The sequence below is a fragment of the Janibacter alkaliphilus genome (assembly GCF_013408565.1).
Lineage (GTDB): Bacteria > Actinomycetota > Actinomycetes > Actinomycetales > Dermatophilaceae > Janibacter > Janibacter alkaliphilus.
The window spans coordinates 1,003,667-1,019,508 of record NZ_JACBZX010000001.1 but is presented as its reverse complement, the minus strand read 5'-3'; the positions used below and the strand labels follow the sequence as shown (position 1 = coordinate 1,019,508).

17 protein-coding genes are annotated in these 15,842 nt (G+C 72.7%); 10 read left to right on the top strand and 7 right to left on the bottom strand.

Features of this window, described 5'->3' with window-relative positions:
• The first annotated feature begins 25 nt into the window (after positions 1–25).
• The 9 genes from BJY28_RS04920 (at position 26) to BJY28_RS04880 (ending at position 8,337) form a co-directional block, all read left to right on the top strand.
• Positions 26–1,036, top strand: coding sequence for an AAA family ATPase (locus BJY28_RS04920; protein WP_343036963.1), 1,011 nt, complete (start codon positions 26–28; stop codon positions 1,034–1,036).
• A 94-nt stretch (positions 1,037–1,130) separates the two neighbouring features.
• Positions 1,131–2,012 (top strand): DUF58 domain-containing protein, encoded by an 882-nt coding sequence (locus BJY28_RS04915; RefSeq protein ID WP_179462016.1) that lies wholly within the window; start codon positions 1,131–1,133, stop codon positions 2,010–2,012.
• Positions 2,002–2,469, top strand: coding sequence for a hypothetical protein (locus BJY28_RS04910; RefSeq protein ID WP_179462015.1), 468 nt, complete (start codon positions 2,002–2,004; stop codon positions 2,467–2,469). The genes BJY28_RS04915 and BJY28_RS04910 overlap by 11 nt, the downstream gene beginning before the upstream one ends.
• A gap of 4 nt (positions 2,470–2,473) precedes the next feature.
• Positions 2,474–3,472: a vWA domain-containing protein gene (locus BJY28_RS04905; RefSeq protein ID WP_179462014.1), complete on the top strand. Its 999-nt coding sequence runs from the start codon at positions 2,474–2,476 to the stop codon at positions 3,470–3,472.
• Entirely contained in the window at positions 3,469–4,443 is a 975-nt protein-coding gene (locus tag BJY28_RS04900) for a vWA domain-containing protein (RefSeq protein WP_179462013.1), read from the top strand. The genes BJY28_RS04905 and BJY28_RS04900 overlap by 4 nt, the downstream gene beginning before the upstream one ends.
• Positions 4,440–5,204: a hypothetical protein gene (locus BJY28_RS04895; RefSeq protein WP_179462012.1), complete on the top strand. Its 765-nt coding sequence runs from the start codon at positions 4,440–4,442 to the stop codon at positions 5,202–5,204. The genes BJY28_RS04900 and BJY28_RS04895 overlap by 4 nt, the downstream gene beginning before the upstream one ends.
• 132 nt (positions 5,205–5,336) lie before the next feature.
• Positions 5,337–6,308, top strand: a complete 972-nt coding sequence (locus tag BJY28_RS04890; protein WP_179462011.1) for a substrate-binding domain-containing protein — start codon at positions 5,337–5,339, stop codon at positions 6,306–6,308.
• Positions 6,309–6,313: 5 nt separating this feature from the next.
• Positions 6,314–7,408 (top strand): ABC transporter permease, encoded by a 1,095-nt coding sequence (locus tag BJY28_RS04885; protein WP_179462010.1) that lies wholly within the window; start codon positions 6,314–6,316, stop codon positions 7,406–7,408.
• Positions 7,405–8,337: an ATP-binding cassette domain-containing protein gene (locus tag BJY28_RS04880; RefSeq protein WP_179462009.1), complete on the top strand. Its 933-nt coding sequence runs from the start codon at positions 7,405–7,407 to the stop codon at positions 8,335–8,337. The genes BJY28_RS04885 and BJY28_RS04880 overlap by 4 nt, the downstream gene beginning before the upstream one ends.
• Positions 8,338–8,517: 180 nt before the next feature.
• Here BJY28_RS04880 and BJY28_RS04875 read toward each other — a convergent pair whose 3' ends face one another.
• The 5 genes from BJY28_RS04875 to BJY28_RS04855 form a co-directional block, all read right to left on the bottom strand.
• Positions 8,518–8,919 carry a Rossmann-fold NAD(P)-binding domain-containing protein gene (locus BJY28_RS04875; RefSeq protein ID WP_179462008.1) on the bottom strand — a complete coding sequence of 134 codons (402 nt, stop codon included), beginning with the start codon at positions 8,917–8,919 and terminating at the stop codon, positions 8,518–8,520.
• A gap of 333 nt (positions 8,920–9,252) precedes the next feature.
• Positions 9,253–10,062, bottom strand: coding sequence for an alpha/beta hydrolase (locus tag BJY28_RS04870; protein WP_179462007.1), 810 nt, complete (start codon positions 10,060–10,062; stop codon positions 9,253–9,255).
• Between the two features lie 200 nt (positions 10,063–10,262).
• Positions 10,263–11,606, bottom strand: a complete 1,344-nt coding sequence (locus BJY28_RS04865) for an FAD-dependent oxidoreductase (RefSeq protein WP_218875198.1) — start codon at positions 11,604–11,606, stop codon at positions 10,263–10,265.
• Complete coding sequence (locus BJY28_RS04860) at positions 11,590–11,790, bottom strand: hypothetical protein (RefSeq protein WP_179462006.1); 201 nt, start codon at positions 11,788–11,790, stop codon at positions 11,590–11,592. Before BJY28_RS04860 ends, BJY28_RS04865 begins: the two co-directional genes overlap by 17 nt.
• Before the next feature lie 172 nt (positions 11,791–11,962).
• Positions 11,963–13,000, bottom strand: coding sequence for a glutathione S-transferase C-terminal domain-containing protein (locus BJY28_RS04855; protein ID WP_179462005.1), 1,038 nt, complete (start codon positions 12,998–13,000; stop codon positions 11,963–11,965).
• 223 nt (positions 13,001–13,223) lie between these two features.
• Between BJY28_RS04855 and wrbA the strand changes: the two genes are divergently transcribed.
• Complete coding sequence (wrbA, locus tag BJY28_RS04850; RefSeq protein WP_179462004.1) at positions 13,224–13,823, top strand: NAD(P)H:quinone oxidoreductase; 600 nt, start codon at positions 13,224–13,226, stop codon at positions 13,821–13,823.
• 60 nt (positions 13,824–13,883) lie between these two features.
• On the opposite strand, the gene BJY28_RS04845 is transcribed toward wrbA, so the two are convergent.
• Complete coding sequence (locus BJY28_RS04845; protein ID WP_179462003.1) at positions 13,884–14,504, bottom strand: TetR/AcrR family transcriptional regulator; 621 nt, start codon at positions 14,502–14,504, stop codon at positions 13,884–13,886.
• Between the two features lie 159 nt (positions 14,505–14,663).
• Positions 14,664–15,788, bottom strand: a complete 1,125-nt coding sequence (locus tag BJY28_RS04840) for an acyltransferase family protein (protein ID WP_179462002.1) — start codon at positions 15,786–15,788, stop codon at positions 14,664–14,666.
• Between the last annotated feature and the right edge of the window lie 54 nt (positions 15,789–15,842).

The following is a 15,842-nucleotide window of genomic DNA, read 5'->3' as shown; positions in this document are numbered from 1 at the left end:
GTGCGCCACGACCGAGAGGGACGACGTGTCCAGTGCTCCACCGGCCCGCGCCGGCAACCGCATCGACGAGGGCCAGCTGCGCCGTGCCCGGGACCTCGTGGCCGCGGTCGACCGAGGCTTCGAGGCGAAGGTGGTCGGCCAGAAGAGGCTGCGCGAGACCCTCCTGATCGGCCTGCTCACCGGCGGCCACGTGCTGCTGGAGTCGGTGCCCGGCCTGGCCAAGACGACCGCCGCGCACGCCCTGGCCACCTCCATCGGCGGCTCCTTCAAGCGGATCCAGTGCACCCCCGACCTGCTGCCCAGCGACATCGTCGGCACCCAGATCTACGACGCCAGCCAGGGCCGCTTCGTCACCCAGCTGGGCCCGGTGCACGCCAACTTCGTCCTGCTCGACGAGATCAACCGCTCCAGCGCCAAGACCCAGTCGGCGATGCTCGAGGCGATGCAGGAGCGGCAGACCTCGATCGGCGGCCAGGTCTTCAAGGTGCCCGAGCCCTTCCTCGTGCTGGCCACCCAGAACCCGATCGAGCAGGAGGGCACCTACCAGCTGCCCGAGGCCCAGCTCGACCGCTTCATGCTCAAGGACCTGCTCGACTACCCCAGCCCCGGTGAGGAGTCCGAGGTCGTCCGGCGGATCGACGCCGGCGTCTTCGACCGGCCGGAGCAGGCGATGATCGACCTCGCCGACGCCCGGGAGCTGCAGCGGCTGGCCGGCTCGGTCTACCTCGACAAGGCGGTGCTGGACTACATCACCTTCATCGTGGCGGCCACCCGCCGGCCGCGCGAGGTGATGCCCCCGGAGCTGGCCCGCTACGTGGACATCGGGGCCAGCCCGCGCGCCTCGATCGCCTTCGCCAAGGCCGCCCGCGCCGCCGCGCTGCTGCAGGCCCGCGACCACGTCATCCCCGAGGACGTGCGCCACCTGGCCCACCGGGTGCTGCGGCACCGGGTGCTGCTGACCTACGAGGCGACCGCCGACGACGTGCGGGTCGAGACGATCATCGACGCCATCGTCCGCTCGGTGCGCACCCCCTGATCGTGCCCGCGCCCGCCCCGGCGAGCCGGCACGACGACACCGCAGCGACGGCACGACGACACCGCAGCGACCGCACAGACATGACGGCCACGACATGACGACCCTGGTGCAGAAGGTCAAGGGCAAGCTCTCGATCCACGTCCGCCGACGCTCGGTGGCGCTGCTCGACGGCGGCTACGCCTCGATCCACAAGGGCCGTTCGATGGACTTCGACGACCTGCGCGAGTACATCGCCGGCGACGACGTGCGCGACATCGACTGGCGCGCCTCGGCCCGGCACGGCTCGATGCTCATCAAGCGCTACGTCGCCGAGCGCCACTTCTCGCTGGTGCTCGTCGTGCCGGCCGGCCGCGAGCTGGCCGCCACCGCGGCCGGCGGCGAGGCGAAGCGGGACATCGCGGTGCTCGCCGCCGGGGTGCTCGGCTGGCTGGCCGTGCGGCACGGCGACGACGTCTCCCTGGTCAGCGGCGCCCCCGGCCAGATCCGCGGCACCCGCTCGCGCTCCTCCGAGGGGCACCTGGAGCTGCTGCTGCAGGAGATCCTCGCCCGGTCCGAGGAGAGCTCTCCCTCCGGCGACGTCGTCGAGCTGCTGCGCCACGTCGGGCGCACCGTGCGCGGTCGCAAGGTGGTGCTCGTCGTCGCCGACGACGGGGTGGTCCCCGAGACCGTCGAGGACACCCTGCGCACCCTGCGGCTGCGCCACGAGGTGCTGTGGATCGACATCGCCGACCTCGACCCGCTCAGCCTGCCGCCGGAGACCACGGTCCGCGACGTCGCCTCGCGCACCCCGATGCCGGACCTGCTGCAGACCGACCCCGACCTGGCCCGCGCCTTCGCCGAGGTCGAGGCCGGTCGACGACGTGCCGTGGACGCGATGCTGCGGCGCACCAACGTCTCCGCCGCCCGGGTCGGGCACACCGACGAGGTCGTGCCCACCCTGGTGCGGATGCTGGAGAGGAGGCGTCGTGGGCGCTGAGCCGTGGTACCTCGCCCCGCAGTCCTACTCCGTCTACTGGCCGGTGCTGGGCGGATTCGCGCTGCTCGCCCTGCTCATCTGGGCGGTGGTCGTCTGGTTCCTCACCCGACGGCCCGAGGAGGGGCTGGACGCCCCGATGCCGCCGCAGGCCGTGACCCGGCTGCGGCAGCGGGCGCTGGGCCGGATCGACGAGATCGAGAAGGCGGTGGCCGCCGGGGAGATGCCGGCCCGCCGGGGCCACCACGAGCTGTCCCGGACCGTGCGGGGCTTCGTCGCCGAGGTCAGCGGGCTGGAGGCGGACACGATGACCGCCGCCGACCTGCGCCGCAAGGGACCGGCGCGGCTGGCCGAGGTCATCGAGTCGTACTACCCGCGTCAGTTCGGCGTGGACGAGAGCGAGCGCCCGAGCATCGGCGCCGGTGCGTCCGCGGCCCGCGACGTGGTCGGGGGGTGGTGAGCCGATGGAGAGCGGATTCGGGCTGACCTGGTGGGTGCTCTCGCTGCTGCTGGTGCTGGCCGTGCTGGCCGTCGCCGCGCTCGCCTGGTGGCGGGTCGGCTCCGGGCTGTCCAGCAGGGACCCGGTGCTGGTGGCCAACACCCGACGGCTGACCAGGCTGCCGGCCTACCGGCAGGCGCTGGGTCGCCAGCGCCTGCGGCTCGGCGTGCTGCTCGGGGTGCTCGCGGTGGTGCTGCTGCCGCTGGCGGTCGCGGCGGGACGCCCGGCCACCGGGGAGACCCTGGACCCGGAGAAGAACAAGCGCGACATCATGCTCTGCCTGGACGTCTCCGGCTCGATGATCTCCACCGACGAGGAGATCCTCAACAGCTTCGCCGAGATCGTCCGCGGCTTCCAGGGTGAGCGGATCGGCCTGGTGCTCTTCAACAACCAGGCGGTGACCGCCTTCCCGATGACCGACGACTACGATCTCGTCGCCGAGCAGCTCGAGGGGTACGCCGACGGCTTCTCGCTCTTCGGCTCCTCCGGCGAGTACGACCCCTTCTCCGGCACGTACAACCAGCGCATCCTCGCCTCCTCGCTGGTCCCGGACGGGCTCGCCTCGTGCGTGGGCAACTTCGACCGGCTCGACGACGAGCGGCCGCGGGCGGTGCTGCTCGGCACCGACAACGAGGTGCAGGGCTCGGGGATCTACACGATGGACCAGGCGGTGGAGTACGCCCAGGAGCACGACGTGCGGGTCTACGCGCTCAACCCGAACCCGGTCAGCCGCTACCACCCGCCGCTGGCCGAGGCGACCGAGCAGACCGGCGGCCGGGCGTGGGGGCTGCAGGATGCCAACGCCATCACCGACGTCACCGCCGAGATCGAGCGGCTGGAGGCGGCCCGGCTGCCGGACAGCAACCCGGTCTACATCCGCACCGACCGGCCGGCGGTCCCGATGGCCCTGGCCGCGCTGGGTCTGCTGGTCTACCTGCCCCTGCTCTGGTGGTGGCGCCGATGACCCTCGACCCGCTGATCCCCTGGCCGCTGACCGTGCTCATCGCGGTGGCGCTGGCCGCCCTGGTGATCTGGCGGCTGGTCGTCGACCCCGCCCGCCGGCTGCGCTGGGCGCTGCGCGGCGTCGCCGCCCTGGCGGTGTGCCTCGGTCTGCTCGGCCCGGCGCTCTACGGCGGCTCCAGCCGGACCGCGGCCACCGACGTCAACGTGTGGTTCGTCGTCGACACCACCACCTCGGCCAACGCCCGGGACCACCAGGGCGACCTGCCGCGCATCGACGGCTACCGCGAGGACGTGGACAAGATCGTCGAGGAGATGGCCGGTGCCCGCTTCTCGGTGATCACCTTCGACCAGCAGTCCCGGGTGACGATGCCGCTGACGACCGACACCACCGCGGTGCAGACCTCGATGGAGACGCTCTCCCCGGAGATCAGCATGTACTCCGGCGGCTCGTCGATCACCGCCGCGCAGGACACCCTGCGCACCGCGCTGGAGCGCTCGCAGGAGCGCTTCCCCAACCGGGCGCGGGTGGTCTTCTACCTCGGCGACGGCGAGCAGACCGCCAACCAGGAGCCGGCGCCCTTCGACGTCGGCGACCTCGTCGACGGTGGCGCGGTGCTCGGCTACGGCACCGCCGAGGGCGGGCCGATGGCCCGGACCGAGCTCGACGGTTCCGCCGGCGAGGACGTCAAGGATGCCAACGGCGACGTCGGGATCAGCGTCATCGACGAGGACGCCCTGGGGCAGGTCGCCGACCAGCTGGGGGTGCCCTACGTCCACCGCGACGGCGGCGACATCGGGCCGGCGATGGCCGAGGCCGATCCCGGGCAGGTCGTCGAGGAGGCCGGCGACGAGGTCGAGCACCACACCTCGGTCGCCTGGGCCTGCGCGCTGCTGGCGATCCTGCTGCTCGGGCTCGACGTGTGGCTGATGAACCGGGACTCGGCACGGCTGCGGAAGGCGGCGAGGTCATGAGGTGGCTGTGGGACCCGCAGGAGCCGCGGCTGCGGCGTCGGCAGCGGCTGACCCTGTGGAGCGTGCTCCCGGCGATCGTGCTCGTCGTGCTCGCCGTCCGGCTGCTGCTGCTGCCGGTGCAGATGGGCCAGGCCCAGGACGCCCACCAGGGCGACGACGGCGCCGGGGTCATCGACGCCGGCGAGAGCCTCGGGGTGATGAACCTCGTGGAGCGCTGGCGCGCCCCCTTCGTCGAGGGCACCGGACGGTCGATGAACGGCGACCTGGCCGGTGGCCGCAGCCTGCTGGAGACCGCGCTGGAGCGGACCGGCAACGAGCAGGACGACTGCACGGTGCGCACCAACCTCGTGCTCAACATCTCCGCCCAGGCCGACGTCGCCGCCGAGCAGGGCGACACCGACACCGAGCAGCGGCTGGCCCAGGAGGCGCTGACCCTCATCGAGGAGGGCCCCGAGGGGTGCCTCGACGGCAGCGACGACGGCAACGACGGCGAGGCCGGGCGGCAGCAGCGCGAGGAGCAGGAGAAGCTCCAGGAGCAGACCGGCCAGGGCGAGGAGGAGGACGACCAGGACGGTCAGGACGGCGACGAGGGCGAGGACGGCGACGAGGAGCAGGACCAGCAGGGAGAGGGCGAGGAGGAGACCGACCCCCAGCAGGAGGAGCTCCAGGAGCGCAACCAGCAGGGCCAGGGCACCTCGGAGCAGGAGCGGCGCCAGCGCCAGGGCGACGGCGGGCAGGACACGGTCGAGAAGCCCTGGTGACCCGCCACCGGCGTGTTGGCCGACCACCTCGCCGGATGCGGGCCGCGGCACGGGAGGATGGGGCCGGTGCCCGGCCGCGAGCCGGTCGCACCGGGTGGTCACGACCGGCGTGACCGCCGGAGAGGCAGGCCGATGATGTCCCGAACCCGCCGGGTCCCGCTCGTCGTGGGCAGTGTGGTGGCTGCCGTGGGGCTGGCCGCGTGCTCGGCCACCGGAGGGCGGCAGGCGACCGAAGGGGGCGAGGGCGCCGGCACCGTGGACACCCCGGAGATGACCGTCGCCATGGTCACCCACGCCGGACCGGGCGACACCTTCTGGGACCAGGTGCGCTCCGGGGCCGAGGAGGCCGCGCGCAAGGACAACGTCGACCTGGAGTACACCGCCGACCCGGACGGGGCCGAGCAGGCCAACCTCGTGCAGCAGGCCGTGGACAAGGAGGTCGACGGGATCGCGGTCACCCTGGCCAAGCCGGAGGCGATGCGCTCCGCGGTGGCGGCGGCCCGCGAGGCCGGTATCCCGGTGGTGGCGCTGAACGCCGGCATGGAGGACTGGCAGGAGATGGACATCGCCTCGTTCTTCGGCCAGGACGACGAGCTGGCCGGCGAGGCCGCCGGGGAGCGGCTCACGCAGGACGACGCCGGCCGCACCCTGTGCGTCATCCACGAGCAGGGCAACGTCGGCCACGAGGCCCGGTGCGCCGGCCTGGCCAGCACCTTCGACGACTCCGAGAAGGTCTACGTCACCGGGACCGACACCGCCAACGTGCGCTCGACGATCACCGCCCGGCTGCAGGAGGACGAGCAGATCACCCACGTGGTGACCCTGGGGGCGCCCTTCGCCATGATCGCCCTGAGCGCGGTCGAGGAGGCCGGCAGCGAGGCGGAGGTGGCCACCTTCGACGTCAACGACGAGGCGCTCACCGCGATCGAGGACGGCGAGATCGCCTGGGCCGTGGACCAGCAGCCCTACGTCCAGGGCTACCAGGCGGTGGACGCGCTGTGGCTCGAGGTCAACCGCGGCGCCACCCTCGGCGGCGGCGAACCCTCCTACACCGGGCCGGCCTTCGTCGATGCCGACGACGTGGCCGCGCTGCGTCAGGAGTGAGCCGGATGGCCAGCAGCGAGCAGGTCGAGCGGCCGGTCGGAGCCGCCGGCGCCACGTCCGGTGACGGTGCGGCCGGGGCCGGCGACGTCGACGACCGGGTCACCGAGCGCGGCCGGGCCGGGCTGCTCTTCTCGCGCCCGGAGGCCGGGGCGCTCGTCGGTGCGCTGGCCGTGGCCGCCCTCTTCCTCGTCGTCGCCCCGAGCTTCCGTGACCTGGCGAACCTCGGCACCATCCTCTACGCCGCCGCCTCCATCGGGATCATGGCCGTGGGGGTCTCGCTGCTCATGGTCGGCGGCGAGTTCGACCTCTCCACCGGGGTGGCGGCGACCGCCTCCGGGATCACCGCGGCGCTGACCGCCTGGCACCTCAACCTCGAGGTCTGGGTGGGGGTGCTCATCGCGCTGGCCTTCTCGCTGGCCGTCGGTGCCTTCAACGGGTGGTTGCTGGTGCGCACCGGACTGCCCAGCTTCCTCGTCACGCTGAGCACCTTCTTCGTGCTGCAGGGCGCCAACCTCGCGGTGACGCGGCTGGTCGGCGGCGAGGTCTCCACCCCGACGATCAGCGACATGGAGGGCTACGACGCGGCCCGGGCGGTCTTCGCCTGGTCCGTGGAGCTGGGGCCGGTGACGATCAAGGCGCTGGTCGTCTACTGGCTGGTGCTCGTCGTGCTCGGCGCGGTGGTGCTGCAGCGGACCCGGGTGGGCAACTGGATCTTCGCGGTCGGTGGTGACGCCGAGGCAGCCCGGGCGGTCGGGGTGCCGGTCCGCGCGGTGAAGATCGGGCTCTTCATGGCCGTCGGCTTCTGCGCCTGGGTGCTGGGCATGCACCTGCTCTTCGAGTACCAGGTGATGCAGTCCGGCGAAGGGGTCGGCAACGAGTTCATCTACATCATCGCCGCGGTGGTCGGCGGCTGCCTGCTCACCGGCGGCTACGGCTCGGTGGTCGGGGCGGCGCTGGGGGCGCTGGTCTTCGGCATGACCCAGATGGGGATCAGCTACGCCGGGTGGAACGTCGACTGGTTCTACACCTTCCTCGGCGTGATGCTGCTGCTGGCGACGCTGGTCAACCTCTGGGTGCGGCGGAAGGCGGAGGCGCGATGAGCACGGCGGCGGGTGGCCCGGCGGGAGCCGGGCCGGAAGACACGGTGGCCGAGGAGGCGTCGGCCGACGAGGTGGGCGTCGGGGAGCACGGCGGCGCGGAGCACGGCCGCGCGGATCACGTGCAGCACGGCGACGCGGAGCACGAGGTGCTCGTCGACCTGCGCGACGTCGGCAAGTCCTACGGCTCGGTGCACGCGCTGCGCGGGGTGGACCTGCAGGTGCGGGCCGGCGAGGTGACCTGCGTGCTCGGTGACAACGGCGCCGGCAAGTCCACCCTGATCAAGATCATGGCCGGGCTGCACGAGCACAGCGCCGGCACCCTCGAGGTGCACGGCCAGGAGCGGCGGCTCGGCTCGCCGCGGGCGGCGCAGGCGCTCGGGATCGCCACGGTCCACCAGGACCTCGCGCTGGCCCCGCTGATGTCGGTCTGGCGCAACTTCTTCATGGGTCACGAGCTGCGCCGCGGCCCCTTCCTCGACCGGGCCGCGATGCGCCGGATCGCGGAGGAGGAGCTGCGCTCGATGGGCATCGAGGTGGGCGACCTGGACCGTCCGGTGGGCGGCCTGTCCGGGGGGCAGAAGCAGTGCGTGGCGATCGCCCGGGCGATCTACTTCGGTGCCTCGGTGATCATCCTCGACGAGCCGACCGCCGCCCTCGGCGTGCGCCAGTCCGGGGTGGTGCTGCGCTACATCGCCCGCGCCCGGGACGCCGGGCTCGGGGTCGTGCTCATCACCCACAACCCGCACCACGCCTACCTCGTCGGGAGCCACTTCGTCGTGCTCACCCTCGGCCGGGTCACCCTGGACGCGGCCCGCGAGGAGATCACCCTCGAGGAGCTGACCGCGCAGATGGCCGGCGGTCAGGAGCTCGCCGCGCTGCAGCACGAGCTGCGTCGGGGCGCGGACGAGGCAGGACCGGTGCTGTCGTGACCGGTCGCCTACTTCTCCTTCGGCGAGTGGAGGCACAGCCTCTTCCGCGGGCCCAGAACCTCGGCAGGTGAGCTGGCCGGGCGCCCGCTGATCTGTGCCATCCAGGCGGTCACGCGAGACGCATCGGTTTCGACGGTCAGGCATTTCAGGGCTGTGGTCGGTGGGGGATGACCGTCGGCGTCATGACGGCAGCTCTCCGATCACCTGCTGCGGCGCGTCCTCGGTCAGGGCGCGGAGACTGCCACGGGAGATCTCGTCATGTGTGAGCCATCGTCGCCCGTGGCCGTCGGGCATGCTCCCGAGGAAGACGTCACGCATCTCGCGAGCGTCCGGGCGTGGCGCTGCCGCGGCGTCCTCTCGGGGCCGTCCGCTGCCGCTGCCCCACAGGCGCACGATGTAGGCAGCAGGGGGGAGGATCGCTCCGAGGGCCTGGACGACAGGGTTGCGGTGGGGCAGGTGGACCCATACGAGCGCGGCCCCGACCGGCTCGCTGGAGCGCGCCGTCTCGCCGACGGCCCGAGCGAAGGTGGTCGCATCGGTCCAGTCAGCGTCGACCGGGACGACACCACGGATGTCGGCCACTCGCGAGCGGGACGCATGGCGTGATGCCAGGAGAACCGTCCGGCCGGTGCCAGACAGGGCCGCCACGGCAGGCGCGAGCATGCCCGTCCCGCCGACGACGAGGATGCTCGATGGCACGGACCTGAGGTCGGGGTGGGTGCCGTCGTCGGCGGTCGTTCTGACAGACCCCTGCATCGTTCGGCCTTCCTCGAGCGAGCGCTGCTGACCGGCTCAGCAAGTGCTCGCCCCCGAGCGGTCCGCATCACGTGAACGCGTGATCCTCGGACCGACTGTCCACGGGGTGTGTGGCTCGCCCGAGAGGCCGGCCGGATCGGCGTCCCGGACGCTTCCGGTCTACACGTGCTCGTGGACGAAGGCGAGCAGGTCGTCGAGCACCTCGTCCCGGTTGGTCTCGTGGAAGATCTCGTGCCGGGCCTCGGGATAGCTGATCGCGCGTCCGTCGCTGGCGGCGATCTGCTCCCAGCCGTAGCGAGAGCCGTCGATCGGCACGAGCCGGTCGTCCTCGCCGTGCATCCACAGCGTCGGCACGGTCAGCCGTCCGCCCTCGTTGACCGTCGTCAGCTCGGCGGCGAAGGCCTCGATCGTGGGACGCTGCAGCGGTCCGTGCCAGACGAGCTCGTCCCGGGCGTAGGCCTCGCCGACGTCCTCGTCGCGGCTCAGCGAGCTCGGCGAGATCGGCACGTCGGGGATCTCCTCGTGCTGCAGCAGGTCGGTGATCTGCGGCCATCGGCCCAGCACCGGACCGGAGAGCACGGTCGCGGTGAGCAGGTCCGGGTGCCGCTGGGTGTAGCGCGCGGCGATCAGCCCGCCCATCGAGTGCCCGACGAGCACCAGCGGCAGGTCCGGGTGCTCCTCGTGCGCGCGGCGGACCAGCAGGTCGAGGTCGTCGACGAGCAGCTCGAAGTCCTCGACGATCACCCGCTCGCCGACGCTGCGCCCGTGCCCGACGTGGTCGTGCCCGTAGACCACCGCGCCGTCGTGGGTGAGCCGGTCGGCCACCCACTGGTAGCGGCCGATGTGCTCGCCGTAGCCGTGCACGAGCACGGCCATCCAGGTCGGCGCGGTCGGCGGCTCCCACATCGACCCGAGCAGCAGCCCGGCGTGCCCGTGGGTCTCGATGTCGATGGGCGGGATCGTCGGCATGGGCCATCCTTCGTCGGCGGTGACGGGTGCTGTCGCGGACCAGCCTGGCACGAGCGGAGCGGCCTGGGGAGACCTGGGCGACGGGGGATCTCGCGAGCGGTGCGTCGGGGGTGCGGAGAACCTCTCGTTCCTTGGGGAAGCCTTCTCCAGGGACGGAGCCTTTATCGGGTTACCCGATAAAGGGGAGGTGGGTGGGGCGGTCAGGTCAGGAGGGAGCGAAGGGGGAGGGCGGGGTCGGCCAGGGCGTCGGGGTCCGGGTGGGCGCCGGCGGCGATGAGTCGTTCGGCCATCCGCACGTCCTTGGCGACCTGGGCCCGGCCGACTCCTGCGGCGCACACCAGCCGACCGTCGGACGCGAGACCCAGCAGCACCTCGGTGCCGTCCGGGCGGGGCCGGGTCACCCAGCGCTCGGCGAGGTCGGCGAGACCGGAGACCTGCAGGGTCAGGTCGTACTGGTCGGACCAGAACCACGGCACCGCCTGCAGACCGGCCGGCTCCGCACCGCCTCCCGCCGTGCCGTCCGCGCCCGGCGAGCCACCGGTGCCCGCCGAGGCGTCCGTGCCCGTCGAGGCGCCGGCCGCGAGCAGACCGGCCAGCAGCGACGCCGCCACGGCGACCGCCTGGTCGTGGGCCATCCGCCACGACTCCAGCCGCACCGCTCGCCCGGCCACCGGCACCGTGGCCCGGCAGCAGTCCCCGGCCGCCCAGACCCCGGGGGCGCTGGTGCGCAGCTGCGCGTCCACGACGATGCCGTCGTCGACCTCCAGCCCGGCCTGCTCGGCGAGCGTGGTCTCCGGGAGGGCGCCGACCGCCTGCACCACGACGTCGGCCGCCACCTCGGTCCCGGCGGACAGGGCAGCCCGCCAGCGACCTCCGGAGCGCTCCAGCGAGCTGACCGTCGTGGCCAGGCGCAGGTCCACCCCTTCGGCGCGGTGGCGGGCCAGCACCGTCTCGGCGACCGGTTCGGGGACCGCCCGGGAGAGCGCCCGCTCCGCGGCCTCGACGACGGTGACCTCGACCCCCAGGGTCCGCGCGCTGGCGGCCACCTCGAGACCGATCAGCCCGGCCCCGATGACGAGCAGCCGTCCGCCCGTGCCTCGGGCCGCCTCCAGCGCTTCGCGCAGCGCGGTGGCGTCGTCGAGGGTGCGCAGCACCGGCACCTCGGTGGGCAGGTCCGCCAGCCGACGCGGACGCGCCCCGGTGGCCAGCACCAGTCGGTCGTAGCCGACGGTCTCGCCGTCGGCGAGGGTCACGGTCCCAGCGGCCGTGTCCACCGCGGTCACCTGCACCCCGGGCCGCACGGTCAGCCCGGGCAGGTCCAGCCGCCCGTCGCGGTAGGGCTCGACCGGCTGCGGGTCAGGGTCCACGAGCATGGCCTTCGACAGCGGCGGCCGCTCGTACGTCGGCCGGTCCTCCTCGCCGAGCAGCACGATCGACCCTGGCCACCCGCCGGTCGCCAGCTCGTGCGCGACCCGGGCGCCGCACTCGCCGCCACCGACGACGACGACGCGCGGGCCGCGGTGCAGCTCAGTCGTGCTCGACACGGACGGCTCCGTTCTCGACCGGCACCGGGTAGGTCGCGAGGTTGATGACGCCGCCCATGACGAGGCCGCCCCAGAGCAGCTCGTGCCCCTGGGTGCCGCGCCCTGCTCGCGCCGGCAACGGGGTCACCGCCGCAGAGGAGGTGCCGGCTCGGGCGGCATCCTCGGCGAGGCGGGAGCGGGACATCAGGAGATTGAAGCGCTTCGGCTGCTGCGGGGTCAACGGATGCTCGGGCCGAGGGGAGCGAGCAAGGACGGCGGCCTCGGGTGACCTGCCCGGAGCGGATCGGCCACCCTCGCCGTCCGGTGCACGGTGGCGAGCACCCGCGACCCGCGGATCGACCGGGAGAGTCCCAGGCTCATCGCTGTGTCTCCCGGCCGTCCGGCACCCACGGGCTGGTGACCCGCTCCTGCGCCTCGGGTGGTGGTGGCGGCTCACCGTCGCCGAAGGGGTGCCCACCGAGCGCCTCCCGGCCGTGCGGCGCGAGCCACGGTCCCGGGTCGGGGGTCCGTGGGACGACGCCGCTCGGGTTGAGCGCCCGCAGCTGGCCGAAGTAGTGCTCCATGGTCGCCCGCAGGTCGAGGGTGTCCCCGAAACCGGGGAGGTGGAGGAGGTCGCGGGCGTAGCCCCAGAGCGCGGGGTAGGCGTGCGAGAGGTCCTTCCAGCTGCAGCGGAACAGGGGTCGGTAGACGGGGTCGAGGCGCACCAGCACCGGCCACAGCCGGAGGTCCGGCTCGCTGAGGCTCCCGCCGAGCAGGAAGCGCTGTCGGCTGAGCCGGCCCTCCACGGTGTCGAGGCCGGCGAAGAGCTGCGCGACCGCCTCGTCGTGCTCTCTCTGCCCGTCGGCGAAGCCAGCGCGGTACGGGGCGATGGCGACGAGTTCGATGAGGGCGTGCAGCTCGTCTATCTCGTGCCCGCGACCGGTAGGCAGCAGCTCGGGTGCACGGGGGCGGTGCAGCGGTCGCCAGCTGCTGCTGAGCTCCAGGGTCAGGCTCGGGTGGTCGTTGGTCACGACGGTTCCGTCGGTCGTGTCCACGAGCGCAGGCACCGAGATGCCCCCCGAGTAGCCGGGTCGCGCCGCCTGGTACGCCTCACGCAAGGTGCTGACCCCGAGCACCGGATCACGACCACCCGGGTAGAGGCCGAAGTTCCAGCCGACCTCGTCGTCGTGCAGGGGATGCACGACCGCCATCGAGATCGCGCTCTCGAGCCCGAGAAGTCGACGGGCGATCACGGCCCGGTGCGACCACGGGCAGGCCCGTGCCACGACGAGCCGGTACCGGCCAGCCTCGGGCGTGCGGTCCCCGTCGCCCGGCCCGAAGCGGGCGACGATCGGACCGTCATGTCGGGTGCCGGTCGTCCCCGGCCGGTCCAGCGGGTCGGGCCCCGGGCTCATGGCCGGGTCCTGGGTGTCGCGGTCCGACGACCAGAGGTGCGGTGCCCTGCGCGGAACATATTCCGAATAGTAGGGGCTCGCTCATCGAGAGCAGGGCGCTCACGTGGCATCTTTACATGCAGCTGCATGTGTTTCGCAGGAGCGGGCCGTTGCGGAACATACTCCGCTTTGCTTCAATAGTGGCGCCGATCATCGGCAGACCGAGACGCAAGGAGACCGAGACATGACAGCTCGACTGACGATCGTCTACTACAGCGCGACCGGGAACGTGCACGCGATGGCGCAAGCGATCCGTGACGGGGCGGAGGAGGCGGGAGCAGAGGTGCGGCTCCGGCGAGTCCCCGAGCTCGCGCCTCCGGCCGCCATCGCATCCAACCCGGAATGGGCAGCCCATGCGCAGGCGACCCAGGACGTCGCCGAGGTGAGCCACGAGGATCTCGTGTGGGCCGACGCGCTGATCTTCGGGACGCCGACCCGGTTCGGCGTCATGGCGAGCCAGCTGAAGCAGTTCATCGACACCACTGGTGGGATCTGGGAGGAGGGTCGGCTCGCGGACAAGGTGGCGTCAGGGTTCGTCAGCACGGCGGAGCAGCACGGTGGCCAGGAGTCGACCCTGCTCGGGCTCTACAACGTCTTCATCCACTGGGGATGCATCCTCGTACCTCCCGGGTACACCGATGACTGCATCTTCCCCGCGGGAGGAAATCCGTACGGGAGCAGTGCGACCGGCCGACCGGACGAGGCCGCGCTGGCCGCCGCCCGGTTCCAGGGCCGTCGGGTGGTCGAGAAGGCGGCTCTGCTGGCTCCGGTGATGGTGAGGTGACCGTCCGGTCCGCGGCGCAATGCGTGATCTCAGAGAAGGACGGACCGTCTCGTCAACGCGTCACGAGGTGGTCCGCACCGAGGCAGCCACGAGCGTCAGGACGCCGTCGACGATACGTTCCGCCGTCCACCGTCGTTCGTCCAGCTGGTACTGAACCAGCTCCGCCGACATGGCCGCGAGCACCGCGTCCGCGAGCCATGCCGCGTCGGCCTCGGGATCAGCGGCGGCGATCTGCGATGCCAGATGCGTGTGATGCAGCCCGTACGCGCGGCTGAACCGACCGAAGGGCGCGGAGGTCTCGGCGACGAGCAGGGCCTCCCCGCGCAGGACCACGCGATCGACGAATGCCCGGACGAAGGCTCGGATCCGGGCCAGGGGATCGGCGCCAGGTCCCAGCGGGGGTGGACCGAAGAGGAAGGCCTGCTGGAACTCCACCTCGCTGTGATCGACCAGGGCCAGGATGAGTCCGGAGCGGTCGCCGAAACGACGATAGATGGTGCCGACACCGACCCCGGCATGCTCGGCGACCTCGTCCATCCGGAGGTTGGCGAGGCCACGCTGGTCACTGAGCACGGCTGCCGACGCGAGGATCCTGGCCCTGTTCGCCGCAGCGTCCGACCGCTCGCGGCCGACCGGCAGCAGGCCGCCTGCGGAACGGTGGGGGCCAGGGATGGCGTCCATCGCCCACCTCCTGGCCCAAGTGATCGCTGCACGGCCATGCTACCCGCGCGGTCGGTGACGGAGGTGCTGCCGTCACCGAGGAAGGGTCCCGCTGCGGACCCCTGGTGCCGCCTCGCCGCGACCCGGCCGGGACGGTCGTCAGCAGCGGCGCCTCGTCGCTCAGCGAGGATCGGACTCGGGCCGTGCCGGAGCTGCTGTCAGCTGCTGGGTCGCGCCCGACGAGGAGGCTGGCGTGCGCGTTGCCCGGCCGTAGCGCCCGGCGCCGAGGAACCACGGCGGAGGCAGGTAGGCGTAGCGCGCGACCGGGCGGGACGTCGCCCAGGTGTGCAGCTGCAGCGACAGCAGGATCGCGGTCGGCACGACGAGCAGCATGGTGATCGCGGGGTTGGCCTGGGCCGGGCCGAGCAGCGGGGTGTTCGCGATGAGCACCCCGAGGGCGGTGAGCATCGCGGTGTGCGCGACGTAGACCGGCAGGGTGAGCTGGCCGAGCCGGGCGAGGCCGGCCACCGACGCCAGCCTGGTGGCGATGGCGAAGCCGGCGACGACGCCGAGCACCCCGATGAGCAGGTGGGCCGTCGCCTCGCCGCCGCCGTGGTTGCGCTGGAGCAGCACCGCGGCCACCCAGGGCAGCGTCAGCGCGAGCGCCGGCAACGGCCGCAGCCCCCCGAAGAACGTCAGGATCCGCGGCGAGAGCACCAGGCCGGCGGCGAAGAAGACGATGAACTTCGGCAGCCCCGACCACACGCCGAGCATCGTCGGCACCCCGAGCGGGAGGTTCGGGTAGATCAGCGCCCAGGCCACCGAGACCGCGGCGGCGGCCCCGAGCACCAGCCCGCGCGGCCACCGCGCGGTGGCCCGGGCGAGCACGAAGTACCAGACCAGCGCCCAGAGGAACCACACCTCGCCGCGCGGCTTCAGCGGCGCGGTGATCAGCGTCCAGAGCAGGCCCTCGTCCGGGGTGCGCGGCGGCTGCGCCATCCACAGCATGTTGGCCGCCTGGTAGGCGATGACCACCGGCTGCCACAGCAGGAAGACCCAGATGAGCAGGGCCAGCTTGCCCTGGACCAGCTCGCCCCAGCTGCGCCGCACCCAGCTGGCCGCGAAGAGCCCGGAGGCGGTGAAGAAGAGCGGCATCCGCAGCTCGGTGAAGAAGCGCACGGTCGCGTCCACCGCCGGGTCGTCGACACCGATGGTGGCCATCGCGCCGCGCCCGTGGTGGGCGACGACGAGGATGATCGACATCGCCTTGGCGACGTCGACCCACGCGTGACGGGACGTCGCCATGCGCGGGTGCCTTCCTCAGGGTGCCAGGGGAGCGAGCCTCGGAGACCAAGGGTC

What these genes read in the sequence shown, in the direction of transcription:
- BJY28_RS04915 (WP_179462016.1), top strand. Translation starts at nt 1,131, where the DNA reads ATGACGACCCTGGTGCAGAAGGTCAAGGGCAAGCTCTCGATCCACGTC.
- BJY28_RS04905 (WP_179462014.1), top strand. Translation starts at nt 2,474, where the DNA reads ATGGAGAGCGGATTCGGGCTGACCTGGTGGGTGCTCTCGCTGCTGCTG.
- BJY28_RS04900 (WP_179462013.1), top strand. Translation starts at nt 3,469, where the DNA reads ATGACCCTCGACCCGCTGATCCCCTGGCCGCTGACCGTGCTCATCGCG.
- BJY28_RS04895 (WP_179462012.1), top strand. Translation starts at nt 4,440, where the DNA reads ATGAGGTGGCTGTGGGACCCGCAGGAGCCGCGGCTGCGGCGTCGGCAG.
- BJY28_RS04890 (WP_179462011.1), top strand. Translation starts at nt 5,337, where the DNA reads ATGATGTCCCGAACCCGCCGGGTCCCGCTCGTCGTGGGCAGTGTGGTG.
- BJY28_RS04885 (WP_179462010.1), top strand. Translation starts at nt 6,314, where the DNA reads ATGGCCAGCAGCGAGCAGGTCGAGCGGCCGGTCGGAGCCGCCGGCGCC.
- BJY28_RS04880 (WP_179462009.1), top strand. Translation starts at nt 7,405, where the DNA reads ATGAGCACGGCGGCGGGTGGCCCGGCGGGAGCCGGGCCGGAAGACACG.
- BJY28_RS04870 (WP_179462007.1), bottom strand. Translation starts at nt 10,062, where the DNA reads ATGCCGACGATCCCGCCCATCGACATCGAGACCCACGGGCACGCCGGG.
- BJY28_RS04860 (WP_179462006.1), bottom strand. Translation starts at nt 11,790, where the DNA reads ATGTCCCGCTCCCGCCTCGCCGAGGATGCCGCCCGAGCCGGCACCTCC.
- BJY28_RS04855 (WP_179462005.1), bottom strand. Translation starts at nt 13,000, where the DNA reads ATGAGCCCGGGGCCCGACCCGCTGGACCGGCCGGGGACGACCGGCACC.
- wrbA (WP_179462004.1), top strand. Translation starts at nt 13,224, where the DNA reads ATGACAGCTCGACTGACGATCGTCTACTACAGCGCGACCGGGAACGTG.
- BJY28_RS04845 (WP_179462003.1), bottom strand. Translation starts at nt 14,504, where the DNA reads ATGGACGCCATCCCTGGCCCCCACCGTTCCGCAGGCGGCCTGCTGCCG.
- BJY28_RS04840 (WP_179462002.1), bottom strand. Translation starts at nt 15,788, where the DNA reads ATGGCGACGTCCCGTCACGCGTGGGTCGACGTCGCCAAGGCGATGTCG.